Source organism: Streptomyces sp. NPDC086080 (assembly GCF_044540255.1).
Classification (GTDB): domain Bacteria; phylum Actinomycetota; class Actinomycetes; order Streptomycetales; family Streptomycetaceae; genus Streptomyces.
Genome location: NZ_JBITRU010000010.1, coordinates 70,491 through 94,623 on the forward strand (window position 1 = coordinate 70,491; position 24,133 = coordinate 94,623).

Consider the following 24,133-nt stretch of genomic DNA (forward strand, 5'->3'; position numbering starts at 1 on the left):
GCCGTCCTCCCCGGACACCGGTCGGCCGACGGTGCGGCGCGGCCCGGCACCGTGGTAGCGCGGGCCGTGGGATCACAGCCGTCCACGTCGGGGCGGCTGCCCGGTGGGGCGGAGGGACGACAGCCACCCCGGGGCCGGCCGGGGAGCGGCGGGCGGTGGGTGGCCGGGTCACTCCAGGATGCGGGAGGCGCCCACCGGCAGGTCCCACAGGTTCTCGCGGGGCAGGCCGGTCCGCTCCCAGGCGGCGCGCACGCGGGTGAGGGGCTCCAGCACCGGTTCCGAGGAGAGGACGAACGTGCCCCAGTGCATGGGGGCCATGCGGCGCGCCCCGAGGTCCTGGGCGGCCCGGACGGCCTCCTCCGGGTCGCAGTGGACGTCGGCCAGCCACCAGCGGGGGTCGTAGGCGCCGATGGGCAGCAGGGTGAGGTCGATGCCCGGGTAGCGGCGGCCGATCCGGGTGAACCAGTGCCCGTAGCCGGTGTCACCGGCGAAGTGGACGCGCCGGCCCTCGCGGTCGGTGAGCACCCAGCCACCCCACAGCGAGCGGCAGGTGTCGGTGAGGGTGCGCTTGGACCAGTGGTGGGCCGGTACGAAGTCGAAGCGGACACCGTCCAGTTCGGCGGCCTCCCACCAGTCGAGTTCGGTGACCCGGGTGAACCGGCGGCGGTGGAACCAGCGGGCGAGCCCGGCCGGCACGAACACCGGGGTGCCGCGCGGGAGCCGGCGCAGGGTGGGGGCGTCCAAGTGGTCGTAGTGGTTGTGGCTGATGACCACCGCGTCCACGCGCGGCAGCGCCTCCCAGTCGACGCCGACGGGGGTGATCCGGGCCGGGGTGCCGAGGATACGGCGGGACCAGACCGGGTCGGTGAGCACGGTGAGCCCGCCGATTTGCAGGACCCAGCTGGCGTGCCCCGCCCAGGTGACGGCGACCGTACGGGCGTCCACGCGGGGCAGCGGGGCGGGGGCGAAGGGCAGCCGGGGGATGTCGGCGAGGCCGTCCGGGGTGGGGCGTACGGCACCCTCGCGGGCGAAGCGGGCGAAGGCCCTGAGGCCGGGCAGCGGGGCGGTCAGCCGGTCGTGGAAGGCGCGGGGCCACACCCGGTGTTCGGCCAGCGGGCGCGGCTCGGCCGGCGGCGGGTACGGGCGCGTGGAGGGGGACAGGGGGTCGGCTCGCGGGCTGTCCGATTCCGGTCCGGCCTCGCCGGGGGCCGTGGTGGTGGTCGTGGTCGTGGTCGTTCTGTTCGTCGACTCGGGCCGCTGCGTCATCGAGGAGACTCCCATCGCTGAGCGTCGTCACGGAGATCGTCGAAGACCGATGCCAGATGGGTCAACGCGCGTCGCACCCCGGGCAGTTCCAGCGGCTCGGGGATACGCCGGCGTTCCTCGCGGAGTTCCGCGGTGTCGCCCAGCAGGGGTGCGGTGGACAGCCGCACGCGCGGCGCCTCGAGATCGTCGCCGAAGCGGTGGCCGCCCGGCGCGGGCATGCCCAGCCGGGCGGTGAGGAAGTCCTCCAGTTCCTGGGCGTCGCCCACACCGTGCGCGGTGAGGGCGGGCGCCAGCGGTGTGAGGTCGACGTACAGGTGCCGGCCGCAGGACGGAGGCCGGGACACCGCACCGGCGGCGACGACGGCACGATGCGCGGCGGCGGCCAGTCGCGCGTGCAGGCGTACGGATTCCGCGACGCGCGTGGTGACCGGTTCGGGTTCGGACAGCGCGTACACCGCCGCGGCGGCGACGGGCGCGGCGACCCGCGCGTCGAGCGCGGTGAGCACGTCGAGCACGCGCGCGTGCAGCGCGTTTCCCTCCTCACCGGCCGGGAATCGGGCGACCGCCGCGGGCCAGCCGGGCGGGAGCAGGGCACCGACCAGGTCGGTGACGACGGTGACCCGGTCGGGCAGCATCTCGGCGGGACTGAGCAGCACGGTGCCGTGCGGGTCGTGCACGGTATCGCGCCAGGTCTCGTCGCTGACCAGGTGCAATCCCTCACCGACGGCGGCCTCCAGGGTCTCGTGCAGCAGTTCGGGCGGGGCCACGGTCGCGGTCGGATCGTCGGCGACGGAGAGCACCAGCAGCCGTGGGTCGCCGCCCTCGGCTCGTACCCGGCGGACGGTCTCCAGCAGGGCGTACGGATCGGGCACACCGCCGCTCTCGGCCGGGGTCGGCACGTGGAAGACGGGTCTGCGCAGCAACCGCGCGTGGGGGGCCCACCACGCCGCACAGGGGCGGGGTACCAGGACGTCGCCGCCGATGGCGGCGGTCAGGGCCACCAGCAGGGCGGGCGCGCCGGGGGCGACGGCCACCCGGTCGGGGGCGGCGGGCAGTCCCCGCCGGTCGCCGTAGCCGCACGCGGCGTCCAGCAGAGCGGGGCCGCCGCCGACCGGCTCGGCGCCGGCGCGGGAGGCCGCCGCGGCCAGTACGGCGGACAGTTCGGGCAGGACGGGGAGCCCGTCCTCGGGGTCCGGCGGCCCGAAGCGGACGGGACCGTGGCCTTCCGGATCCGAACGCCACATCCCTACCTCCGCGCAGTCCCTGATGCCCTGGTGGCGTGCTCCCGTACTCCCGTACTCCCGTACTCCCGTGCTCCTGCTCCCGTGTCCGCTCGTGGCGCCCTCGGCCGGCCAGTACCCAGCGTGCCGCGTGTCATGGGTGCCGGTCCGGCGCGCGGCTGTCAGCCTTCCGTCCGGACGGAACGGTCCCGGTACAGGCGGTGGGCGGCGGCACCGACCGCGCCCGCGATCAGCAGGCCTCCGGCGGCCAGGGCGGGCACGGAGTCCGTGAAGGCACCGCCGCCACCCGCGTGGACGCCCTGGTGCGCTGGGGCGGAGGGACAGGGGTTGCTCCTGGATGCGGTGGGTTTCGGTTCCAGCGGCTTGGATGCGGTGGGTTTCGGTTCGCCCGGCTTCGGTTCGCCCGGCTTCGGTTCGCCCGGCTTCGGTTCGCCCGGCTTCGGTTCGCCCGGCTTCGGTTCGACGGTTTCCGGCCCGGGGGGCTTCTGATCCTTGGCCCTGGATTCCATGGCCTGTGATCCCGCGGCGTCGGTGCCGTCGGGCGGAGGGATCTCGGCGCCCTCGGGGACGGTGTCCGGGACGCCGCCCTCCGGCTCGGTCAGGGCCTCGTCCTCGACCGCTCCCTCGAATGCTTCCTCCCGCAACGTCTCCGGCTCGGCGAGGTCCTGCTCCCAGGCCTCCGGCTGCGCGCTGTGGGACGCGTACCCGTCCCGGCCGTGCCCACCGGGTTCCGGACAGGGCGAGGGGGAGGCGGTGCCCCACGACGGCCCGCTGCCCGGGACCGTTCCCGCGGACGCGGCCGGTGCGAGCACGCCGAGGACGGTACCGGCGACGGCGGCCAGGGACAGGGCACGGGCGGTGCGGCGCATGGTGCGGGCTCCTTCGAGCGACGGCGGGGCACGGCGTCGGTTGCCCCACAGCCATCACAGCCCGCCCGCCGCCGCACCGCGCGCGGCCGGACCCCATTTGGCGGGACCCGGCGCACCCGAGCGGGTGAGGACGCGTGCGTCAGTCCGTGTCGGCGTCGCTCATGACCTGCTCCCGGACCCGGCCGCAGCAGCGGCTGATCAGACGGGAGACATGCATCTGCGAGATGCCCAGCTCCTCGGCGATGCCACTCTGGGTCATGTCGGCGAAGAAGCGCATGTAGAGGATGGTCCGCTCCCGCTCCGGCAGGGCGGCCAGCCCTTCCTTGACGGCTTCGCGGTCGACCACGGTGTCCAGCGCCGGGTCGGGCGCCCCGAGGGCGTCGCCCAGCGAGTAGCCGTCGTCGCTGCCCGGCAGCGCCGCGTCCAGGGACAGCGCGCTGAAGCTCTCCAGCGCCTCCTGCCCGGTGCGGACGTCGTCCTCGCTGAGGCTGGCGTGCTCGGCGATCTCGGCCACGGTCGGCCAGCGTCCGGGGAGGGTCTGGGCGAGGTGCTGGGAGGCGCCCCGGACACGGTTGCGCAGCTCCTGGACCCGGCGCGGCACGTGCAGGGTCCACATGTGGTCGCGGAAGTGCCGCTTGATCTCACCGGTGACGGTCGGCACGGCGTAGCTCTCGAAGGCGTTGCCGAGCCCGGGGTCGTAGCGGTCGACGGCCTTGACCAGTCCCAGCGCGGCGACCTGGCGCAGATCGTCGAAGCTCTCGCCGCGGCTGCGGAACCGTCCGGCGAGCCGGTCGGCCATGGGCAGCCACGCCTCGACGATCTCGTCGCGGAGCGCGTCGCGTTCCGCGCCGTCGGGCAGTGCGGCGAGCCTGCGGAAGGCGTCCGCGGTGTCGGGGGCGTCGTCGTGCGGGTGCTTCGCGGTCGCTCGGGTCGGCATGGTGCGCGCAACTCCCTCAGAGGTGCTCGGGGACGTCACCGTGGGAGCGCACCGGCTCGGGAACAGGTGCACCCGGGGGCGGCACGGGGCCGCATCCACGGACGTGCCTCCTGTCCGAAGCACTCCACGTGCGCATTCCCCCGCATCACCGCCCCAAACGTCGGAGTCCGGGTTCAGCGGGTTCCTCCGGTGGCCGCACGGGCGGCAGCAGGAGGTCCTCGTAGCGGCCCAGCATCAGGATCACACCGAGCATGAAGGAAGGGATGAGCAGGGCGAGCACCGCCATCGCCGGACCTTTCCAGGGAGGCTCGTGGGGGGGTATGCGCTCCGGGTCTCCCACCGTCCCGCGGGCAAACCCGGGCGCGTGACGATCCACCGCAGGAACCCCGTGTCGGCCTCCGCTCGCCGGGTACGCGGCACGGACCCCCGAAGGATCTGGAGGGAGACATGCAGCGAGGCAGTGACCGGCTCAGCGTCCACCGTGACGACGAGATGAAGCACGAACTCCAGGGTCTGCTGAGGTCCGGGCGCCCCACCCGGACCGAGGAGTGGAACGACCCGGAACCGTTCGCCGACGACGACCCCGAGGTCGCTCACGGCCCGGTGACGCCGGGCCGTGGCCCGACGTCACTGGAGTCGGTGCGGCTGGAACTGGCCAGGACCCTGAACCGCGGATCGTTCCCCGCGGGTCCGCGTGAGCTGATGCGCGCGCTGGACCGGCGGCACGCGCCCGACGCGCTGATCGAAGGGCTGGAGCGGCTGCCGCACAAGGCCCGCTACGACAGCGTCCAGGAACTGGCCGAGGCGCTGACCCGGACCCGGGAGACGGAGACCGCGTGACCGGCCCGTCGGGGTACCGCGCCCGCCCTTCCCGCGGGGCGGCCGGGCGCGTACCGCGACGGCCGCCGCAAGCTGACGAAGGGACGTAGAACCATCATGCGCATCGCATTTCTGACCGCACCCGAGGGTGTCGAGCAGGTGGAGCTGACCGAGCCGTGGCAGGCGGCCGTGGACGCCGGTCACGAACCCGTACTCGTGTCGACGCGGCCGGGCACCATCCAGGGGTTCCACCATCTCGACAAGGCGGACACCTTCCCTGTGCAGGAGGTCGCCGGTGAGACGTCGGCGGACTCCTTCGGCGGACTGGTGCTGCCGGGCGGGGTGGCCAACCCGGACTTCCTGCGCATGGACGACAAGGCCGTCTCGTTCGTGCGGGACTTCTTCGAGCAGCGCCGGCCGGTCGCCGCGATCTGCCACGCCGCGTGGACCCTCGTGGAGGCCGATGTCGTACGAGGCCGTGAGCTGACGAGCTGGCCCAGCCTGCGGACCGACATCCGCAACGCCGGCGGGACCTGGGTCGACGAGCAGGTGAAGGTCTGCGACCACGGCTCGAACAAGCTGGTCACGAGCCGCAAGCCGGCCGATCTCAAGGCGTTCTGCGAGACGTATCTGGAGGTGTTCGAGGAGGAGACGGCGGCTGCTGCCTGACGCAGGTCGGGGGACACGACACGACCGGGGCCCGCGGACGCGCGGTCCCCGGTCGTGCTGCGCGGTCGCGTCCCGTGCGTCCGGACCCGGCGTTCCGTGCGCCCGGTCCTGGGCGGGCCTTCGGGGCAGGAGGACGGCGGACCGGTCGGGGTGACCGGTCGCCGGCGGGCAGCGGTCGTCAGCCGGTCGTCGGCGGGCGGGCCGGGGCAGCGATGGCGTCCCGCCGGGTGGTGTAGTCGATCAACGAACCGTAATTCGCAGGTCACGCCGGGTTCGTCGACCGGCTGGGGCACTCCCGGCGCCTGACCGGGCCACTTCGCGTGCCGCGCCGACGTGGAGATCGTCGCGAGCCGGGTACCGGAGGGCGACGCGCGTGATCGCGTACACCACCTCGCGGGACGCGACCGGGGCAGCCGGGGCCCGCGGTCAGGCTCCCGGTGTCGTCGCGGCCGCGGCGCCCCGCTCCCGGGCCCCCTCACGCGTGCGGCCCGCGGCGACCGGGCGGCGCGGGTTGCGGCGGAGATACTCGCCCTCCAGCTGTGCCATCCGGTCGTTGTGGGCCCGCAGCGCGCCGTTGGAGCCGTACAGCAGTGTGTCGTGGCGCGTGCGGTGGATGGTCTCCAGCTCCTTCATGAGCTGCTGGTCGTTCAGGCGGTCCGGCTCGACTCCGGTCATCGTGGTGCCCCGCTCGTCGTGTGCGTTCATGGGCTCCGGGTACCCGCCCGGCGGCACGAGCACCACCCCGTACGGCAACCGGGAGGGAACCATGGAACTCACATTCCTGTACCCACTCTACGAACGTCCCGGCCCCTGGGCCTCCGTATACGTGGACACCTCCCGGCACACGGAGAGCACCCCCCATGAGCGGCAGCTGACGGCCCGCGCGATGGCGCAGGAGCTGGCCGGCCGGGGCGCGGACGAGGCGACCTGCCGGGCGGTGCGCCACGCGATCGAGGAGCTGCGGCACTCCGGCGAACCGCACGGCCGCGCCCTGTTCGCCCGGGACGGAGAGGTGGTCCTCGACCCGCCGCTGGCCCGGTCCCCGCAGCGCGACTGGGCCGAGTGGGCGCCGCTGCCGCGGGTGACACCGCTGCTGGAACTGGCCGGTGAGGACCCCATGTGCGTGGTCGCCTACGTGGACCGCAGGGGCGCGGACTTCGAGCTGCGCAGTGCGCTGGGCCGGGACGACTCCGGCAGTGTCACCGGACGTCAGTGGCCGCTGCACCGGACCCCCTCGGCGGACTGGTCGGAGCGGCATTTCCAGCTGCGGGTGGAGAACACCTGGGAGCACAACGCCGCGGAGATCGCCGACGCACTCGCCGTCTGTCAGGAGGAGACCGGCGCCGATCTGCTGATCCTCGTCGGTGACGACCGTGAGCGGCGCGCCGTGCGCGAGCGGCTGCCGCGGCGGTTGCACGACATGGTGGCCGAGGCCTCGCACGGTGCGGGCAGCAGGTTGCTCGACGACGACGTCGAGCGGATCCGCGCGGAACATGTCCACGGCCGTGCGGCCGCCGAGCTGGACCGCTTCCTCGCCGCCCGCGGAACCGGCGAGGACGGCCGCGCGGGTGCCGTGGAGGGGGTGCCTGCGCTGGTCGAGGCCGCGCGCGAGCACCGGATCGACGAACTGCTGATCCGGACCGACGGGCCGGACGCGCACCGGGAGGTGTGGATCGGTGAGGATCCGGACCAGCTGGCGGTGCGGCGTACGGATCTGAAGGTGCTGGGCGAGCAGAACTCGTGGGCGGCGCGGGCGGACGACGCGCTGGTCCGGTCGGCGGTCGCCACGGACGCGCCGGTGGTGGCGGTCGACGCGGCGGGGCCGGGGGCGGGGGCGCCGGTGGGTGGGCTGGGGGCGTTGCTGCGCTGGTAGTGGGGGCGGGTTCGGGCCCGGGCGGCGACAGGGGGTCCGGCGGGGGTACGGCGTTTTTCTTCGCCCCCGCCGCCCCTTCCCGTCCCGTCCCTGGGAGGGCTCCGCCCCCCAGACCCCCTTTCGCGCAGTTCCCCGCGCCCCTGAGTCCTCAGCGGGTGCGGGCCACGCGGCGTTCGTCCCAGACCGGGTCCGGGGTTTCGCGGACGTGGCCGTCGCTGCCGAAGACCAGGTAGCGGTCGAAGGAGCGGGCGAACCAGCGGTCGTGGGTGACCGCGAGGACGGTGCCCTCGAACGACTCCAGGCCCTCCTGCAGCGCCTCGGCGGACTCCAGGTCGAGGTTGTCCGTCGGCTCGTCGAGCAGCAGGGCGGTGACACCCTGGAGCTCCAGCAGCAGGATCTGGAACCGGGCCTGCTGACCGCCGGAGAGCCGTTCGAAGGTCTGCTCGGCCTGGCCGGTGAGCTCGTAGCGGCGCAACCGGGACATGGCGGCACCCCGGTCCTGGGCGTGTTCCTTCCACAGGATGTCCAGCAGCGTACGGCCCTCCAGCTCGGGGTGGGCGTGCGTCTGGGCGAAGTGTCCGGGGACCACGCGGGCGCCGAGACGCCACCCGCCGGTGTGGGCCACGCCGTCCCCGGCGAGCAGCCGCAGGAAGTGCGACTTGCCGGAGCCGTTGGAGCCGAGTACGGCGACCCGCTCGCCGTAGAACACCTCCAGGTCGAACGGCTTCATCAGGCCCGTGAGTTCCAGCTGCTCGCAGGTGACCGCGCGTACGCCCGTACGGCCTCCCTTGAGGCGCATCGTGATGTTCTGTTCGCGCGGCGGCTCGGGCGGAGGGCCGGCCTCCTCGAACTTGCGCAGTCTGGTCTGGGCGGCCTGGTAGCGGGAGGCCATGTCCGGGCTGTTGGCGGCGGCCTGGCGCAGGTTCAGGACGAGCTTTTTGAGCTGGGCGTGCTTCTCGTCCCAGCGCCGGCGCAACTCCTCGAAGCGTGCGAAGCGTTCACGGCGCGCGTCGTGGTAGGTGGCGAAGCCGCCGCCGTGCACCCAGGCGTCGGCGCCGGTGGGGCTCGGTTCGAGGGAGACGACGCGCTGGGCGGCACGGGCGAGGAGTTCGCGGTCGTGGGAGACGAACAGGACGGTCTTGCGGGTCTCCGCGAGCCGCTCCTCCAGCCAGCGCTTGCCGGGTACGTCGAGATAGTTGTCGGGCTCGTCGAGCAGCAGCACCTGATCGGTGCCGCGCAGCAGCGCCTCGAGGACCAGGCGCTTCTGCTCGCCTCCGGAGAGGGTGCGCACCTGGCGCCACTGTGCCGTGTCGTACGGGATGCCGAGCGCGGCCGTGGTGCACATGTCCCACAGGGTCTCCGCCTCGTAGCCGCGGGCCTCGGCCCAGTCGGCGAGGGCCTGGGCGTAGGCGAGCTGGGCGGCCTCGTCGTCGACCGTCACGATGGCGTGCTCGGCCTTGTCGACGGCGTGGGCCGCTTCCCGGATCCGGGGCGTGGCAACCGAGACGAGCAGGTCGCGTACGGTCGTCTCGTCCCGTACGGAGCCGACGAACTGGCGCATGACGCCGAGGCCGCCGGTTACGGTGACGGAGCCGCCGTGCGGCTTGAGCTCGCCGGCGAGGAGCCGGAGCAGGGTGGTCTTGCCCGCGCCGTTGGGGCCCACCAGGGCCATCACCGCGCCCTCCCCCACCCGGAAGGACACATCGCCCAGCAGGGCCCTCCCGTCGGGGAGGTAGTACTCCAGATGTGCTGCTTCCAGGTGGCCCATGGAGGGGATTGTGCGGGGTCGTCGGCGCAGGTGGCAAACCGTTTACGACCGACCTGGGGACCACCATGTGATACGCGGGTCTCACGATGCGGCCGGAGCGGGTAGCGTGAGTGCCCTCCTACGACAGCGGAAGGGGTGGGCCCGTATGCCGGGAGCACGGGAGAGCGCCGTCTACACCCATGGGCACCACGAGTCGGTCCTGCGGTCGCACACGTGGCGGACCGCGGAGAACTCGGCGGCGTACCTCATCGGATCCCTGCGGCCCGGCATGCGGATCCTGGACATCGGATGCGGGCCGGGCACCATCACCGCCGACCTGGCCGCGCTCGTCCCGGGCGGGCACGTCACCGGTCTCGACCGGGAGCCGGGAATCCTGGAGCGGGCCCGGGCGGTGGCCGGCGAACGAGGACTGACCAACGTGGACTTCGCGGAGGGCGACGTGCACGCGCTCGCCTTCCCGGACGACACCTTCCACGTTGTCCACGCCCACCAGGTGCTCCAGCACGTGGGCGATCCGGTCCGGGCGCTGCGCGAGATGCGCCGGGTGACCGCGCCGGGCGGCCGCGTCGCCGTACGGGACTCCGACTACGCGGCGATGACCTGGTATCCCCTGTCGCCGGGCATGGACGACTGGCTGGACCTGTACCGGCGGGTGGCCCGGGCCAACGGGGGTGAGCCGGACGCCGGACGGCGGCTGAAGTCCTGGGCACTCGCCGCCGGGTTCACCGATGTGACGGCCACCTCGGACACCTGGACCTTCTCGACCGCCGAGGAACGGTCCTGGTGGAGCGGCCTGTGGGCGGACCGCACCGTGGCGTCCAGCTATGCGGAGCGCGCCGTCGAAGGGGGCCACGCCACCGGCGAGCAGCTGCGCAGGGTGGCCGAGGCGTGGCGCGCGTGGGGCGCGCGGGAGGACGGCTGGTTCAGCGTGCTGCACGGGGAGATCCTCTGCCGCAAGGAGGCCTGAGAGGAGCTCAGTTCCGGGGAAGCAGCGGTCCGAGCGGTCCGAGGTCCAGATTCAGGTCCTCGGGCCGCAGTCCGTACCGGTTCCGCAGCTCCGCCATCCGGTCCTCCAGCAGCATGAGGGTGAGCCCGACCCGCTCCTCCTGCTCCTCGCTCAGATCCCCCTCGTCGAACCGGCGCAGCGCCTGCCGTTCCATGAGCTGACGCAGCAGTTCCACGACGGTGAGCACCAGTTTGATCAGATCGCGTTCGACCGTGTCCGGCTCCAGGTCGAGCCGCCCCCGCCCCCCGGCGTGCGGCTCGGCCCGATGGCGGTCGTGGTCGGGGACGGCCGTCACTGCGACTCCTCGAAGGGGGATGGGACCTGGGCGTTCACCGAGCTGATGAGCGCGTTGAGGTCGATACGGACCAGGTCGACGTCCGCGATGCGCAGCGTGATGTCGCCCTTGATGACGACTCCGCCGGCCAGAAGCCGGTCGAGGAGATCCACCAGGGCTATTTCGCGGCGCTCGACGACGGTCACGGGCCCTCCTCCCCCGCCGATCCCTCACCGGCGAACGAGTAGGCCGCCCAGGGCCCGGTGAGTTCGACGCGTATCCCGGGGGCCTCGTCCTTCGTCCGGTCCACTCGTTCCACGAATTCCTCGGATTTCACCCGCGGCACCAGATACGCGGCGTTGAGCACGTTGCGCCCGGAGGCGCCGGACAGCGTGGGATTCTGCGGCGCGTGCAGCCGGGAGTCCTCGGCGCTCTCGGACAGGGTGTGGTGCAGCCGGGTCGCGAAGGTCTCGGCCTGCTGCCACAGGTCCTCCCGCGATTTCGTCCGCATGCGGCGCTGCCGCAGATAGTCCCTGCCGGACGCCGGCTTCGCCGCCGGTGCGGCGGGTGTCTCCTGCGCCGGCTCCTCCTCGATGAACACCTTGACGCCCCACTCGACCCGGCCCTCCAGCCGGTCCAGGGTGCGCAGGAAACTCTCCTTCCGCCCCTCGATCATCGTCCGTACCCCGCTGTCGTCACGGAAGACGGTGCCCAGCCGCAGCGGCAGCGGGGTGGTGACGGTGGTGAGCGCGTCGATCACGCCCTGGTGGGCGCGGGCGACCTCGGTCAGCCAGTCGAGGTCCTCCAGATGCGCCCGCAGCGGCTCCTCCGCGAAGTCCGCCTCGGGCACATGGCTGACGACCGCCACCAGGTCCCCATGGGGCAGCAGACGGGGCGGGTCTCCGCCGACCCCGGTCAGCTGTGCCTGGAGCGGCGTGCCGAAAGGGCGGCAGACCGCGTAGACGTACCGCAGTCCGGTCACGGGCTCTCCTCCTGTGCGCGACGGGGCTCCAGTTCCAATTCCTCGAGCCGGGCCAGCCGCTCACGCAGCTCGGCGTTCTCCCTGGTCAGTTCGTCACGACGGGCACGCGAGGACAGCGCCGGGTCGGACTCCCACCAGTCGATCCCCATCTCCTTCGCCTTGTCGACGGAGGCGACGACCAGGCGCAGCTTGATGGTGAGCAGCTCGATGTCGAGCAGGTTGATGCGGATGTCCCCAGCGATCACGACACCCTTGTCCAGCACCCTTTCCAGGATGTCGGCAAGATTGGCGCCGCTGCCCTGGCCGTACGGATCGGGGAGCCGGCTGGGCGTGGTCATCGGCGGCTCCGGCTCTCGTCGGGCTCGGGCTCGTCCTCGTACTCGTCCTCGGGCTCATCGGCCTCGGTGTCGTCCTGGTCCTCGTACTCCTCCTCCGCCTCCTCCGGGTACTCGTACTCGTCGGCGGGTTCCTCGTCCTCCGGGAACTCCTCGTCCTCGGACTCCGGCTCGTACTCCTCCTCGGGTTCCGTGCCGGGTTCGGCCTCGTCCTCGCCCCCGGACTCCTCGTCCTCGTCGTACTCGTCGGCCGGGGTCTCGTCCTCCCCGGACTCCGATTCCTCCGCTTCCTCCTCCTCGGCCAGCGCGTCCTCGTGGCTGTGGACGACCTCGCCGTCACGGATCTCGCCCCGCCAGCTGTCCTCGGCCTCGCCCTTGAGGGTGATGAACCGGGCGAAGTTCTTCAGGTCGAGCCGGGCGCGGCGGCCCTGGGCGCGCCAGATGTTGCCGGTCTTCTCGAAGAAGCCCGACGGGTAGTACTCGATGACCAGCAGAACACGGGTGAGGTTGTCGGCGAGGCGGTGGAAGGAGACGACGCCCTTCGTCGTGCCCTTGGCACCCTCCGAGGACCAGGCGATGCGGTCGTCGGGGACCTGCTCGGTGGTCTTCGCCTTCCAGCTGCGGTTCGACCACCAGATCTTCGCCTGCCAGTCCGACGTGGTGTCGTCGGCCTTGTTGGCGCTCTTGACGCCCTTGGCGAAGGTGCTGAAGTCCTGGTACTGGGTCCACTGGTCGTACGCCGTGCGCAACGGCACCCCGACGTCGATGTGCTCGATGATGACGGTGGGCTTGTTGCCGGACGAGCGCTTGCGCTTGCCCTTCCCGCCGCCCAGGCCCTTCAGCGCGCCCTTCACCTTGTCCTTCGCCTGCGAGGCACCGAGTTCGACGGCGCTGCGCAGCGGGCCCTTGCCCTCGGCGAGCTTGCGTCCGCCGTCGGCCGCGATCTTGGCGAAACCCGGGCTGTTGCCCTCGGCGATGTCGTTGAGCTTGTTCGTGGTGTCACCGAGCTTGTGGCCGAGTCCGCTCAGCAGACGGGTGGCCTGGGCCGCGAGGTAGTCCTGCAGCTCTGCCTTGAGCCGGTCCGCGGCCTCGCTGTGGGCGATGTCGGCCAGGGGGTTCGTCGCCCCGTTCGCGGCCCCCCGCGCGCCGTCCCGCGCGGCGGAGCCGGCCTTTCCCAGGGTCTCGGTCATCGTTCACCGCCTCCCTTCGACGTACGGGGACGGGCGCCCCGGGGGCCGGCCGCGGACTTCTTGGCGGCCGTCTTCTTCGCGGGAGCCGTCTTCCTGGCCGCGGCCTTCTTCGCCGGAGGGGCCTTCTTCGCCGACGCCTTCGTGCCCGCGGTCTTCTTGGCGGCGGCCTTCTTCGCCGGCCGCTCAGGAGGCGGCTCCTCCTCGTGGTCCTCGTGGTCCTCGAGGTCCGCCTCGGAGTCCTGCTTCCGCTCCCGGTCCTCCGGTTCCTCGTCGGCGTCCTCGTCGTCCGCCCGCTCCCGCCGGCCGCCGCCGTTCAGCTCCTCGCGCATCTCGGCGGTACGGCCGTGCAGCCGGTCGGCGAGCGAGCCGATCTGCCGCTCGACCAGCGCGCCGGAGGCGGCCTTGCCGACCCCGCGCAGATCGCCGCGCAGTTGATCACCGAGCTCCTTGAACTGCGGGTTGTCCCGCAACTGTTGGGAGAGCAGGTCGGCGACCATCCGAGGGCTGAGGTTGAGCTTCTTGCCCGCCACCAGCCCGCCGACGGCGACCGCCATCTTGAGTTTCTTCGTCCGCCCGAGGAGATATCCCGCCCCGATCGCGAGGCCCATTCCCATTCGGTTCATCGTGCCGTCCCGTCCCCACTACCCGCGCCTGTGCGCGTCGCGGTCTCCAACCGGTCGAGGAGTTCGTCCTCCTGCCGGTCGAACTCCTCCTCGGTGATTTCTCCGGACTCCAACTGCTCCTCCAGACGGGCCAGTTCGGTGCGGATCGTCGCAGGGTCGTAATAGATGCGTTCCGCTTCCTGCACCACCTGCCGGATGGCCCAGCCGCCGGCGCGCGCCGGTGCCAACGGCAGCAGCAGTACTTCCGAGATCAGGCCCATGACGTCACCTCGTTCCGGTGTCCGCCCCACCCGCCGCGGTGCCCGCCGGCTCGGCCGGTCCGGGCTCGACGAAGCTGTACGGGGGGAGCGGACCGTTCAGACGTACCTCGAGGTGGGGCATGTCCTTGCGGACCCGCTCCACCGCGGCCAGGAAGTCCTCCGCCGTCGCCCGGTTCACCAGGTAGGAGACGTTGGCGAGCCAGCCCGTGGATTCGGGGCCCACGCTCACGGCGTCGGCGGCCCCTTCCAGGGCGCTCTCCAGTGCGGCGCCGTCCTCGGACTCCTTGGCCTTGACCGCCGCGGCGACCATCTCGCCGAGCCGGATCTTGTCCTCGTAACCGCCACCGCCGGACCGGCGGTTGGCCTCCGCCAGGGCGCGGATCTCCGGGTTGCCGGCCATCACGTGGTGGAGGACGGCTTCCTCGACGTGGTTGGCCTTGATGTTGTACTCGACGCGGTCGTCCAGCGCGCGCAGCCGCTCCCGGTAGTGCTCGGCACGCTCGGCGAGGACGCCGGTGACGGAGTCGTCGTCGGGGGCCACGCTGCCGAACCGCATGGGCAGCACACAGCCGGCCGCGCCGATCTCGCTGAGCACGTTCTGGTGGGCGAGCAGTTCCCTGCGCTTGGGGCGCAGCCCGTCGGGCGCGTCGCTGACGACGGCCGCCAGGTCACCCTCCCGCAGAATGCGCACCGGGCGCGACGGATCCCCGACGCCACCCATGCCCTCGGGCAGTGAGGGGTGCGACGCCGCCGTGATGCCGTAGACGTAGGTGCTCACTCCTGCTCCTCCCTACGTCGGGACGCGGTGCTCTTACGGGCTCGCGGGCGGGACTCCGTCTCCCGCTCGGAACCGTCCTCGCGCGCCTGCTTGAAGGCGTCGGAAATGGTCTCGGCGGCACCGGAGAGGGCGCCCTTCGACTTGCCGCGGGCACCGGATTCGGTGACCTCGCCGACGATCTCGGGCAGACCCGGGCTCTTGCGGGGGCCGGCTTCGAGGTCGAGGCGGTTGCACGCCTCGGCGAAACGGAGATAGGTGTCGACGCTGGCGACCACGACCCGAACGTCGATCTTGAGGATCTCGATGCCGACCAGGGACACGCGCACGAATGCGTCGATGACGAGCCCCCTGTCCAGAACGAGCTCGAGCACGTCGTAGAGGCCGCTGCTGCCGCCCCCACCGCCGGTCTGCTGTGCCGGTACAACTGTCATGCCGGCTGTTCCTCCTTGTCTGTGTGTATGCGTCCGTGTACGAAGTCCGGCAGGGCGGCCTAGCGGCCGCCGCGCGCGTCGGCTCGGCCCCGCTCGTAGCGGCGGACCCGCCGGTACCCGGTGAGCTGCCCATCCGGGTCCAGCTCGACCTGGTAGCTCGCCATCAGGCTCATCGTGTCGGGGACACGCTCGAGTTCGAGGACCTCGACCTCCAGCGCCCAGCCGTCCCCCGTCTGCTCGAAGGACGACACGGACTCGGCTTCCATCCCGGTGAGCTCCGCGAGCTGTCCGCGCGCCTGGCGCAGCACCTCCATCGGGCCCGGCCGCTTGGTGGTCGGGTTGTCTTCGGTCTGCTTGCGGGACGTTCGTGTAGTACGGGAAGTACGGGATTCCTGTGAATCCTGTGACTCTTCGGTGTTCTTCGTGTTCGACATGGCCACCTCCCCCTCCGTGTGGCCGCAAGTCTGTTCGCCAAACCTCCGGACGCTCACCCGGTTGCCACGGCCGGGTGGCAGTGCCGGCCGGCGCGGTCGTCCGGACTCAGCCCCGCAGCCCCGCCGACCGACGGCGGGCCGGTCCCCGGAGACGGGCACGGCGACGGGGGCGCCGGGCAGGGCACGGACGGTGCAGGGCGCGACCGTCGAAGTCGTGGTTCCCGGGCAGGGGAACGATCACATGCAGGCGTTGCTCACGACACGATCGCCTCCCCCACCAGCAGCCGGCCGGCCGCCGCGATCGACGCGGCGTCGATGCCGGCGCCGTGCAGCTGCTCCTCCGGGGAGGCCGACCCCGGCATGGTCCGCACGGCGAGGCGGACCAGGCGCGGGACGGGGCGTCCGTCGCCGAAGGCCTCCGCGACCGCGTCCCCGAGACCGCCCTCCGGGTGGTGGTCCTCGACGGTCATCAGACAGCCGGTCTCCTCGGCGGCCGTGCGCAGGGTCTCGCGGTCGACCGGCTTCACCGAGTACAGGTCGATCACCCGTACGGCGATGCCGTCGCCCTCCAGGACCTGGGCGGCGGCGAGCGCCTCGGGCACGGTGACTCCCGCGGCGACCAGGGTGAGCCGGTCACTGCCGGAGGAGCGCAGCACCTTGCTGCCGCCGACCGGGAACTCCTCGTCGGAACCGTAGATCACCGCGCTCTCCCCGCGCGAGGTGCGCAGGTAGCGGATGCCGTCGAGGTCGGCCATCGCGGCGACCAGCCGTGCGGTCTGGTTCGCGTCGCACGGGTACAGCACGGTCGAGCCGTGCACCGCGCGCATCATCGCCAGGTCCTCCAGGCCCATCTGGCTGGGGCCGTCCTGGCCGATGGCGACGCCGGCGTGCGAGCCGACGAGGTTGATGCCGGAGCCGCTGACCGACGCCATGCGGATGAAGTCGTGGGCGCGGGTGAGGAACGCCGCGAAGGTGGACGCGTACGGCGTCCAGCCGCGCGACGCGATGCCCACCGCCGCCGCCACCATCTGCTGCTCGGCGATGTAGCACTCGATGTACCGCTCGGGGTGTTCCTTGGCGAAGAACTCCGCGCGGGTGGAGTCGCCGACCTCTCCGTCGAGGGCCACGATGTCGCCGCGGGCGGTGCCGAGGGCGGCCAGCGCCTCACCGAAGGCGTTGCGGGTGGCCACCTCCTCGCCCTTGTCCCAGCGGGGCAGATCGGGGGTCCCGGCAGACCGCCGGCCGGACGGTGCTCCGTCGGGGGACGGTGGGCTCACCCTGAGGCGCAGGTCGCGCGGGCCGCCGAGCTCGGCGACGGCCTCCTCGGCCTCCGGCAGCGGCTTGCCGTGCAGGCCCTCCCTGTCCTGGACCGACTCGACGCCCTTGCCCTTGAGGGTGCGGGCGATGACCGCGGTGGGCCGGCCCCTGGTGGAGACCGCCTCACCGTAGGCGCGGTCGACGGCGTCCACGTCGTGGCCGTCCACCTCGACGGTGTGCCAGCCGAAGGCCTGGAAGCGGCGCGCGTAGGCGTCGAGGTCGTGACCGTGCCGGGTGGGGCCGCGCTGGCCCAGCCGGTTGACGTCCACGACCACCGTGAGACGGTCGAGGTTCTCGTACGAGGCGTGCTCGGCCGCCTCCCACACCGAGCCCTCGGCGAGTTCGCTGTCCCCGCACAGTACCCAGACGCGGTAGTCGGCGTGGTCCAGCCGTTTCCCGGCCAGCGCGATACCGACACCGACGGGAAGACCCTGGCCGAGGGAGCCGGTGGCCGTCTCGACCCAGGGCAGCTGCCGGGGGGTGGGGTGTCCCTCGAGGCGGCTGCCGTTCTCGCGGAAGGTGAGCAGTTCCTCGTCGTCGATGGCGCCGGCCGCCTTGTAGGTGGCGTACATCAGGGGCGAGGCGTGGCCCTTGGAGAGGACGAAGCGGTCGTTGGCCGGATGGTCGGGGCGGTCGAAGTCGTAGCGGAAGTGACGGGCGAACAGGACGGCCATCAGGTCCGCCGCCGACATGGACGACGTGGGGTGCCCGGAGCCCGCGGCGGCCGCCGCGCGGACACTGTCCACCCGCAACTGCTGCCCGAGTTCGACGAGTTCACCGGCGTTCATGAGTCTCCTTCGGTAAATCGGTCGGTAAGCCTGACGGGTCCGGGCGCGACGCCCGGCCCGGGCGGCGGCTGATCGGGCGGCGGGGTGACGGCGGGCGGCCGGTCCTTGCCGGGCTCACCGCCGGGCTGGTTCCTGGCCGGTTCACCGCCGGGCTGGTTCCTGGCCGGTTCACCGCCGGGCTGATTCCTGGCCGGTTCACCGCCGGGCTGGTTCTTCGCGGCCTCGCCCCCCGTCCGGGAAGGCTCCCGCTCCCGCTCCTGCTTCCCTTGCGGCTCCCGCTCCTGCTTCGGTTCCGGCTTGCCCGGTATGCGGGGCAGCTCGGGGGAATCCGTGTCCAGCGGCACCGACCAGGACCGTACGAGGCCCAACTGCACCGCCTGGCGCGGCAGTACCGCGTCGAGGAGCCAGTCCGCGGCCACCCGCACCCGGTTGCCGGGCATCGCGGCGAGGTGGTAGCCGCGGGCGACCGCGCCCGCCGCCACCCCGGAGAGGTTCACGCCCAGCGGGTTGGCCGCGGCCTTGACGCCGCCCAGGTCCACCACGAACCCCAGATCCTTGTGCCGGTAGGCGCGCCGCTCCCCGTCACCGAATGAGGCGGCGATGTTGTGCGCGCACACCTTGCCCTGCCGCCACGCGTGCTGCGCGGTCATCGGGGTGTACGATCCCGGCTCCTCCAGATCGGGCACCGCGGCCGCGTCACCGCAGGCGAACACCTCCGGCCGGCCCGGCACCTGGAGGTGCGGGTCCACGAGCAGCCGGCCGCGTTCCATGGGCAGCCCGAGGGACTCGGCCAGCGGGTCGGGGCGGACACCCACGCACCACACCAGGGTCTGCGTGTCCACGAACTCCCCGTCGGTGAGCAGCACTCCGTCGTGTGTGGCCTCCTTCACGGAGGTGCCCATCCGCACGTCGACGCCCCGTGCACGCAGCACGCCGTCCGCCGTACGGGAAAGCCGTTCGTCCAGCTCGGGCAGGACCCGGTCGGCGATGTCGAGGAGCATCCAGCGTGGCCGCAACCCGGTCCGCATGGGGTGCTTCGCGACCTGCGAGTCGGTGAACAGCTGCCCGTGCGCGGCCACTTCGGTTCCGGTGTAGCCGGCGCCCACCACGACGAAGGTGCAGCGGGAGGCGCACTTCACGGGGTCGTCGGTGGCGGCGGCGAGCTCCACCTGACGGGTCACGTGGTCCCGCAGGTACAGCGCTTCGGGCAGGCCCCGGAAGCCGTGGGCGTGCTCGGCGACGCCGGGGATCGGCAGCAGCTTGTTGACGCTGCCGGCCGCGAGGACCAGCCGGTCGTAGGAGAGGGTGCCGCCCTCACCCTCGGGCCCCGTGTAGTGCACCTGCCGCGCGTCGAGGTCGATGCGGTCGGACTCCCCCAGCACCAGCCGTACCTGCGGCAGCGTGCCGGAGAGGGAGATCGTGACCCGGCGCGGCTCCAGGACACCGGCCGCGACCTGGGGCAGCAGGGGAAGGTACAGAAAGTAGTCGGTCGGATTGAGCAGGACGATCTCGGCGCGTCCCCTGGCCAGCCGGGACAGGGTCCGCGCCGTACGGTATCCGGCGAAGCCGGCACCGACGATCACTGTGCGGGGTCGACTCACGGTTCGCCTCCGGCGCTGTCGCGTACGTCGGGAGACTTCCGCGTCCCCCTGGCCGGGGCCGCCAAACGTCCGGCCGGTCTCCGCCCGGCCCTCCGGGTACCCGGCCCGGGACCCGGACGCCCATGTCGCGGAGGCACCTCCCATGCCCAAGTACGGCTACTTCCTCTCATGCGAGCAGTACGGTCCCGCGGAGCTGATCGAGCAGGCGCGGATGGCCGAGCAGGCCGGATTCCAGGCCCTGTGGATCTCGGACCACTTCCATCCGTGGAACGACGCGCAGGGGCAGAGCCTGGTCACCGAGGACATGGTGCGCGGGAGCCGGGTGTGCGGCGACGACGTGGACGAGCATGTCGCCGAGCTCCGGCGGTTCGCCGACGCGGGCTTCGACCGGATCTACGTCAACCAGATCGGCCCGGATCTGCGCGGCTTCTTCGATTTCTATCGCACCAAGGTGCTGCCGCGGCTCCAGCAGGCCGGCTGAGCTCCGGGGCGGACGCCCCGACGCCGACAAGCACCGCCCGGCCTCCCGGCCGGGCCGAACGGCACTGGTCGCCGGAGCGGCGCGGTGCTGTCATGGTGGGGGAAGACGGTGTGAGCGGGCCGGTAGGAGCGGGGAGGCGGACGCGCCGCGCGCGGTTCGCCCGGGCCCGGACCGAGCCTGACCCGTCGTACAGCGGAGGAGGCCGATGCCATGCTGTATCGCCGCACGGTCGGTGACGTGATGACCGAGGAGGTCCTCACCTTCCGTCCCGACACACCGTTGCAGGAGGTCGCCGCGCTGCTGGACGCGAACGACATCGTCGCGGCCCCGGTCGTCGACGACGACGGGTCTCCTGTCGGGGTCGTGTCCGCGTCCGACGTGCTGCGGCACGAGACCGGCATGCCCGACGCACAGGGGCAGGAGGGAAGCGACGAGCGCTCGTGGGGCAGGGCCCGGGCCCGAACCGCGGGTGAGCTCATGAGCAGCCCCGTCTTCACCGCCCGCGCCGACTGGACGATTCCCCGGGCCGCACGGGAACTCCGCAGCCGGCACGTCAAGCAGTTGCCGGTGGTCGGCGACGACGAGCTCCTCACCGGCATCGTCACCCGCAGCGACCTGCTCGACGCCTTGATCCGCTCCGACGTCGAGATCCGCGGCGAGGTCGAGCAGGACGTGCTGGGACGCATCCTCGCCCTGGACGAGGGCACCGTCGCGGTCGAGGTCGAGGACGGGGTCGTCACCCTTCGGGGACACGTACCGGAACCGCGTCTCGTCCCGGTGGTCGTGGGTCTCTGCCAGGGCGTCGACGGTGTCGCCGCCGTGAACGCCCACCTCGCCGCTGCCGGGTAGGGCTGGGTTCCGCCCCGGCGGGACCGACCGCCGACTCGGATCCGCACTCCGGCCGCACGGAGGCCGCGCACCGGGCAGCGCTGGGTGCGGCACGTCAACTCCTGTGACCGGTCACAGGTTTTCGCTGCCCGGAGTGGCGAGGTGACATCCGCGACACAGGTTGTCTGCGGACCCGACCCGACCCGCTCCTCGCCTCGGGGACGCGGGCGACCTGCTGGTCCGGGAGCCGCCGACGACGCCCCGCACGCGCTTCCACGACCCGCACACCCCGCGGCCGTACGCCGCGCCGGCGGACAGCTGCCGGATCCCGCCGCCCACCCTCGCTGTCCTGGAGTCGACCGCCTTCGCGTCCGGCGGCCGGGCGGACCGTCAGCGGGGCCGGGCCGCGGCGGGGGTCACGGCCGGTGGTGGGTGTCGGTGGGGCGGGACTCGTCCGGTCGCGGCGGTACGACGCCCGCGGTGGGCGGGGTGGACGGCACCGGTGGGATCGGGGCACCCCGGCCTGCGGGTGCGGTGGCCCGCCGGGAGGCCGAGGGCCGGGCCGCGCCGCGCAGGGCGTAGGAGAGCGCCGCCAGGATCGCGGCCGTGATCAGCGCGGCGGCCCAGTCCGGCAGGACCAGGGCCAGCGCGAGTCCCACGGCCAGCGAGACCGCCGCGCCCGCGTAGAGGGCGGCGGTGCCGGACGCGGCGTACAGGGCGGCCTTGCGGCGCTGCCCCCGCGCCTGTTCGCGCAGTTCGTCGCGTACGCTCTCGCGGGCCACCTGTGCCAGTTCGTCGACCAGGTGCTTGTCCAGATGCTCCAGATGCTCCAGGTGCTCCAGGTGCTGCATGGCGAACGGGTACCCGCGGCCCGCGGCGCGTAACGCCCGCCGACGCGGGGCGCGGAGACCCATGAGTGGACGGGCCGGGGCGATCACCTCGTCCCGGCCGCCCCCAACTAGGCTCCTCCCCATGGAGATTCTGGGTGCCACACTGCGCGTCTGCGTCGACGACATCGAGACCGCCATCCCCTTCTACGAGCGGCTGGCGGGCGGCAGAGCCCTCCGGTTCGAACGGGCCGGCGTCCAGGTCGCCGCGGTGGGCTGCTTCCTGCTGATGAGCGGTCCCCCGGCGGAACTGGACGTACTGCGCAAGGTCGCGGCGACCATCGCGGTGCGGGACGTCGACGAGGCCCGCCGGGTCCTCGCGGAGATGGGCGCCGACATCATCGCGGGCCCGGTCCCGACCCCGGTGGGCCGCAACCTCATCGCACGGCACCCGGACGGGGCGGTCTACGAATACGCGGACCGCCGCGCCTGACACTCGTTCAGGGCGTGGGCCGCATCCGGAAGTCGTAGCGTTCCGGCAGGGGTTCGTCGGTCAGGGCACTCCACAGCCGTCCGATCGCCTCGTCCCCCTCCCGCAGGTCGGCGACCTCGAAGCCCGCGTCGAACACGGCGCGGGCCTCCTCGCGCCGCCCCTCGGCGAGCAGCAGTCCCGCCTCGGTCAGCCGGAACCGTCCGCGGGCGCGGGTCGTGGGGTCCAGCCGCCGCCACACGGACCGCGCGTCGGCCGTACGGCCCACCGCGAGCAGCGCCTCCACCGCCTCCCGTCCGAGCGCCGCGGTGACGGCCGTCCAGTCGCCCCCCTCGTCGCCGGTCGCGCGGCACAGGTCGTCGAAGGCCCGCGCGTACCGGTCGGCGGCCCGCTCGGGGTTGCGGGCCTCCTGGTCGGCGACGGCGAGGCAGCGCAGCGCGGGCCACGCGGCTGTCGCGTGCCGCAGGCCCCGCTCCCAACTGCGCTCCGCCTGCGCCCGGTCGCCCGCGTGCCACTGGGCGATGCCCAGGTGGTACTCGGTGAGAGGGGTCGCGGGCGCGGTCTCCAGCATGTCCCGCCAGTGCCGGGCGACGAGTGTCCCGCCGGGCGGCCGGATACCGGACGGTTCGGGGAAGGAACCGGCGCGCAGCAGGTGCAGCCAGGGTGTCTGTTCCTCGTCCAGGGTGGTCTCGTCGAAGGGGGTGCCGGGCAGCTTCCAGCCGGCGCGCAGCACTTCCAACGCACCCCAGCCGGAGCCGGTCGCGAGCCGCTCGCCGGGGTCGGTGTCGGCGTACGGCTGCCAGGCCGCATGGGCGGCGTCGACGTCGGCGCGCGGCAGGACCGTTTCGAGCCGGGTCTCCGCCTCGGCCAGTGCGCCGCTCCACTCCCCTTCCGGCGGCGCGTCGAACGGTCCGTACGCCTCCAGCCAGGACACCTCGCTCCCGGCCTCCAGCCGGACGTGTTCCAGCTGGGTGCGGGCGAGCCCGGCCTGGATCTCGCAGTAGCCGCCGGTGCCGGGTTCGGTGAGCCACCGCTGCCAGCTCCGCCCGCCCGGTCCCCGGCCCCACACGAACAGCTTACGGCCGCGCAGTGCGTCGGTGGAGGTCTGCACCAGGCCGTGGCCGTCCGCGTCCAGCGCGGCGATCCAGCGCCTGCGGTCCTCGGGGACGTCGTAGAAGTAGTCGGCGGCGTAGGTGCTGTGGGGCGGGTAGGTGCGGTCCACGCCGTCGTACTCCGGGACGGGCACCCGGCGCAGCCGCCGCTCGTAGCCGAAGTGGTAGGCCTCCTCGGCGGGGGCGAGGACGCGGCACTCCTCGGGGACGGCGATGTTGGACCACCAGTAGGTCGGCACCGGTTTCTCGTGCGGGTTGCGGATCCGGACGCCGACGTACAGGAAGTCGGAACCGTCCGGCAGCCACAGATCGACCTGGAAGGGCAGGTCGCGCAGCCGCTCCCACTCCCACAGGCGCAGCATCTCCCCGCCGTCGGGGGCGGGGACACGGGCCGCGTGCACGGGTGAGCAGGACAGGGTGGTGTGGCCGGTGGCGCCGATGTTCCACTCGATGCCGCCGGAGAACCAGGCGCCGTTGAGGGCGAAGTTGGCGGGCTGGAACACCGGGTTGCGGTACAGGAGTTCGCGGCCGGTGGGCAGGTGCACGAGGGAGGCGATCCGGCCGCCGAGGGTGGGCAACACGGTGGCGCGCAGCCGGTCGTTCTCGATCACGAGGGCGTCGACGGGGCGGGGTTCGCGGTCGCGGTCGTAGCCGTCACGGACGGGAACCGGCAGCAGGCTGTGCAGGGGTGCGTAGCCGATCTGCCGGGCCATGTCGCGCGGCAGACCGGCCTTGTCGCGGTCCTCGATACGGTGCGTTTCGTCGAGGGGCCGCAGTGGGGGCAGCGGGTTGTCGGGGCCAAGGTGCGCGGCGGGCAGTGTCAGTACCTCACGTCGGATCGTCGTCACGATCTCCATGGAAGCCGCCGGACGTCCGTCTGAACAGGGTCGCTACGGGCCGGGTTCGCGCGAGGGCGGGCACCGGCGCGCCGGAG

The 24,133-nt window shown here is 72.8% G+C and carries 28 protein-coding genes; 7 read left to right on the forward strand and 21 right to left on the reverse strand.

Annotated elements, in window-relative coordinates; translation table 11 throughout:
* Positions 1-168 precede the first annotated feature (168 nt).
* The 5 genes from ACIF9R_RS14900 to ACIF9R_RS14920 all read right to left on the reverse strand — a co-directional run bounded on the left by ACIF9R_RS14900 (position 169) and on the right by ACIF9R_RS14920 (position 4,599).
* Positions 169-1,266, reverse strand: a complete 1,098-nt coding sequence (locus ACIF9R_RS14900; protein ID WP_399979229.1) for an MBL fold metallo-hydrolase — start codon at positions 1,264-1,266, stop codon at positions 169-171.
* The gene (locus ACIF9R_RS14905) at positions 1,263-2,510 is read right to left on the reverse strand and encodes an aminotransferase class I/II-fold pyridoxal phosphate-dependent enzyme (RefSeq protein ID WP_399979232.1); all 1,248 of its coding nucleotides are present in this window, start codon (positions 2,508-2,510) and stop codon (positions 1,263-1,265) included. Before ACIF9R_RS14905 ends, ACIF9R_RS14900 begins: the two co-directional genes overlap by 4 nt.
* 158 nt (positions 2,511-2,668) lie before the next feature.
* Positions 2,669-3,376, reverse strand: a complete 708-nt coding sequence (locus tag ACIF9R_RS14910) for a hypothetical protein (RefSeq protein WP_399979234.1) — start codon at positions 3,374-3,376, stop codon at positions 2,669-2,671.
* 139 nt (positions 3,377-3,515) lie between these two features.
* On the reverse strand, positions 3,516-4,313 hold the full coding sequence (locus tag ACIF9R_RS14915; RefSeq protein WP_399979236.1) for an RNA polymerase sigma factor SigF: 798 nt from the start codon (positions 4,311-4,313) through the stop codon (positions 3,516-3,518).
* 145 nt (positions 4,314-4,458) lie between these two features.
* On the reverse strand, positions 4,459-4,599 hold the full coding sequence (locus ACIF9R_RS14920; protein WP_399979237.1) for a hypothetical protein: 141 nt from the start codon (positions 4,597-4,599) through the stop codon (positions 4,459-4,461).
* Positions 4,600-4,760: 161 nt separating this feature from the next.
* Here ACIF9R_RS14920 and ACIF9R_RS14925 point away from each other — a divergent pair, with 161 nt between their 5' ends.
* Together ACIF9R_RS14925 and ACIF9R_RS14930 are read left to right on the forward strand one after the other, a co-directional pair.
* Positions 4,761-5,153, forward strand: a complete 393-nt coding sequence (locus ACIF9R_RS14925) for a DUF2795 domain-containing protein (RefSeq protein ID WP_399979239.1) — start codon at positions 4,761-4,763, stop codon at positions 5,151-5,153.
* A 96-nt stretch (positions 5,154-5,249) separates the two neighbouring features.
* Entirely contained in the window at positions 5,250-5,801 is a 552-nt protein-coding gene (locus ACIF9R_RS14930; protein ID WP_399979242.1) for a type 1 glutamine amidotransferase domain-containing protein, read from the forward strand.
* A gap of 426 nt (positions 5,802-6,227) precedes the next feature.
* Here the strand turns inward: ACIF9R_RS14930 and ACIF9R_RS14935 are convergent, their stop codons facing one another.
* On the reverse strand, positions 6,228-6,506 hold the full coding sequence (locus tag ACIF9R_RS14935; protein ID WP_399979244.1) for a DUF6158 family protein: 279 nt from the start codon (positions 6,504-6,506) through the stop codon (positions 6,228-6,230).
* 61 nt (positions 6,507-6,567) lie between these two features.
* On the opposite strand from ACIF9R_RS14935, the gene ACIF9R_RS14940 reads away from it, so the two are divergent.
* Positions 6,568-7,674, forward strand: coding sequence for a Vms1/Ankzf1 family peptidyl-tRNA hydrolase (locus ACIF9R_RS14940; RefSeq protein ID WP_399979247.1), 1,107 nt, complete (start codon positions 6,568-6,570; stop codon positions 7,672-7,674).
* 148 nt (positions 7,675-7,822) lie between these two features.
* Here ACIF9R_RS14940 and ACIF9R_RS14945 read toward each other — a convergent pair whose 3' ends face one another.
* Positions 7,823-9,442: an ABC-F family ATP-binding cassette domain-containing protein gene (locus ACIF9R_RS14945; protein ID WP_399979250.1), complete on the reverse strand. Its 1,620-nt coding sequence runs from the start codon at positions 9,440-9,442 to the stop codon at positions 7,823-7,825.
* A gap of 145 nt (positions 9,443-9,587) precedes the next feature.
* On the opposite strand from ACIF9R_RS14945, the gene ACIF9R_RS14950 reads away from it, so the two are divergent.
* Positions 9,588-10,409: a class I SAM-dependent methyltransferase gene (locus tag ACIF9R_RS14950; protein ID WP_399979253.1), complete on the forward strand. Its 822-nt coding sequence runs from the start codon at positions 9,588-9,590 to the stop codon at positions 10,407-10,409.
* Positions 10,410-10,416: 7 nt separating this feature from the next.
* Here the strand turns inward: ACIF9R_RS14950 and ACIF9R_RS14955 are convergent, their stop codons facing one another.
* The 12 genes from ACIF9R_RS14955 to ACIF9R_RS15010 all read right to left on the reverse strand — a co-directional run bounded on the left by ACIF9R_RS14955 (position 10,417) and on the right by ACIF9R_RS15010 (position 19,461).
* Positions 10,417-10,743, reverse strand: coding sequence for a gas vesicle protein K (locus ACIF9R_RS14955; protein WP_399979256.1), 327 nt, complete (start codon positions 10,741-10,743; stop codon positions 10,417-10,419).
* Positions 10,740-10,928 carry a gas vesicle protein gene (locus tag ACIF9R_RS14960; protein WP_399979259.1) on the reverse strand — a complete coding sequence of 63 codons (189 nt, stop codon included), beginning with the start codon at positions 10,926-10,928 and terminating at the stop codon, positions 10,740-10,742. The genes ACIF9R_RS14955 and ACIF9R_RS14960 overlap by 4 nt, the downstream gene beginning before the upstream one ends.
* A complete protein-coding gene (locus ACIF9R_RS14965) occupies positions 10,925-11,704 on the reverse strand; it encodes a GvpL/GvpF family gas vesicle protein (RefSeq protein ID WP_399979261.1) in 780 nt (259 codons plus the stop codon). The genes ACIF9R_RS14960 and ACIF9R_RS14965 overlap by 4 nt, the downstream gene beginning before the upstream one ends.
* Positions 11,701-12,042 carry a gas vesicle protein gene (locus tag ACIF9R_RS14970; protein WP_399979264.1) on the reverse strand — a complete coding sequence of 114 codons (342 nt, stop codon included), beginning with the start codon at positions 12,040-12,042 and terminating at the stop codon, positions 11,701-11,703. The genes ACIF9R_RS14965 and ACIF9R_RS14970 overlap by 4 nt, the downstream gene beginning before the upstream one ends.
* On the reverse strand, positions 12,039-13,229 hold the full coding sequence (locus ACIF9R_RS14975; protein ID WP_399979267.1) for an SRPBCC family protein: 1,191 nt from the start codon (positions 13,227-13,229) through the stop codon (positions 12,039-12,041). Before ACIF9R_RS14975 ends, ACIF9R_RS14970 begins: the two co-directional genes overlap by 4 nt.
* On the reverse strand, positions 13,226-13,852 hold the full coding sequence (locus tag ACIF9R_RS14980) for a DNA primase (RefSeq protein WP_399979269.1): 627 nt from the start codon (positions 13,850-13,852) through the stop codon (positions 13,226-13,228). Before ACIF9R_RS14980 ends, ACIF9R_RS14975 begins: the two co-directional genes overlap by 4 nt.
* Positions 13,849-14,112: a gas vesicle protein GvpG gene (locus tag ACIF9R_RS14985; protein ID WP_399979272.1), complete on the reverse strand. Its 264-nt coding sequence runs from the start codon at positions 14,110-14,112 to the stop codon at positions 13,849-13,851. Before ACIF9R_RS14985 ends, ACIF9R_RS14980 begins: the two co-directional genes overlap by 4 nt.
* A 4-nt stretch (positions 14,113-14,116) precedes the next feature.
* Positions 14,117-14,890 (reverse strand): GvpL/GvpF family gas vesicle protein, encoded by a 774-nt coding sequence (locus ACIF9R_RS14990; RefSeq protein WP_399979274.1) that lies wholly within the window; start codon positions 14,888-14,890, stop codon positions 14,117-14,119.
* On the reverse strand, positions 14,887-15,321 hold the full coding sequence (locus ACIF9R_RS14995) for a gas vesicle structural protein GvpA (protein ID WP_399979276.1): 435 nt from the start codon (positions 15,319-15,321) through the stop codon (positions 14,887-14,889). The genes ACIF9R_RS14990 and ACIF9R_RS14995 overlap by 4 nt, the downstream gene beginning before the upstream one ends.
* A 59-nt stretch (positions 15,322-15,380) precedes the next feature.
* Positions 15,381-15,755 carry a gas vesicle protein gene (locus ACIF9R_RS15000; RefSeq protein WP_399979279.1) on the reverse strand — a complete coding sequence of 125 codons (375 nt, stop codon included), beginning with the start codon at positions 15,753-15,755 and terminating at the stop codon, positions 15,381-15,383.
* 254 nt (positions 15,756-16,009) lie between these two features.
* Complete coding sequence (locus tag ACIF9R_RS15005) at positions 16,010-17,860, reverse strand: transketolase (RefSeq protein ID WP_399979282.1); 1,851 nt, start codon at positions 17,858-17,860, stop codon at positions 16,010-16,012.
* Positions 17,857-19,461, reverse strand: coding sequence for an NAD(P)/FAD-dependent oxidoreductase (locus ACIF9R_RS15010; protein WP_399979284.1), 1,605 nt, complete (start codon positions 19,459-19,461; stop codon positions 17,857-17,859). Before ACIF9R_RS15010 ends, ACIF9R_RS15005 begins: the two co-directional genes overlap by 4 nt.
* 142 nt (positions 19,462-19,603) lie before the next feature.
* Between ACIF9R_RS15010 and ACIF9R_RS15015 the strand changes: the two genes are divergently transcribed.
* Positions 19,604-19,942 carry a hypothetical protein gene (locus ACIF9R_RS15015; protein WP_399979287.1) on the forward strand — a complete coding sequence of 113 codons (339 nt, stop codon included), beginning with the start codon at positions 19,604-19,606 and terminating at the stop codon, positions 19,940-19,942.
* A 210-nt stretch (positions 19,943-20,152) separates the two neighbouring features.
* Positions 20,153-20,791, forward strand: coding sequence for a CBS domain-containing protein (locus ACIF9R_RS15020; protein ID WP_399979289.1), 639 nt, complete (start codon positions 20,153-20,155; stop codon positions 20,789-20,791).
* Positions 20,792-21,186: 395 nt separating this feature from the next.
* On the opposite strand, the gene ACIF9R_RS15025 is transcribed toward ACIF9R_RS15020, so the two are convergent.
* Positions 21,187-21,612, reverse strand: a complete 426-nt coding sequence (locus tag ACIF9R_RS15025; RefSeq protein ID WP_399979570.1) for a phage holin family protein — start codon at positions 21,610-21,612, stop codon at positions 21,187-21,189.
* Between the two features lie 130 nt (positions 21,613-21,742).
* Here ACIF9R_RS15025 and ACIF9R_RS15030 point away from each other — a divergent pair, with 130 nt between their 5' ends.
* Complete coding sequence (locus tag ACIF9R_RS15030; protein ID WP_399979292.1) at positions 21,743-22,090, forward strand: VOC family protein; 348 nt, start codon at positions 21,743-21,745, stop codon at positions 22,088-22,090.
* A 7-nt stretch (positions 22,091-22,097) separates the two neighbouring features.
* On the opposite strand, the gene ACIF9R_RS15035 is transcribed toward ACIF9R_RS15030, so the two are convergent.
* Positions 22,098-24,056, reverse strand: coding sequence for a DUF5107 domain-containing protein (locus ACIF9R_RS15035; protein ID WP_399979295.1), 1,959 nt, complete (start codon positions 24,054-24,056; stop codon positions 22,098-22,100).
* Positions 24,057-24,133: the final 77 nt, after the last annotated feature.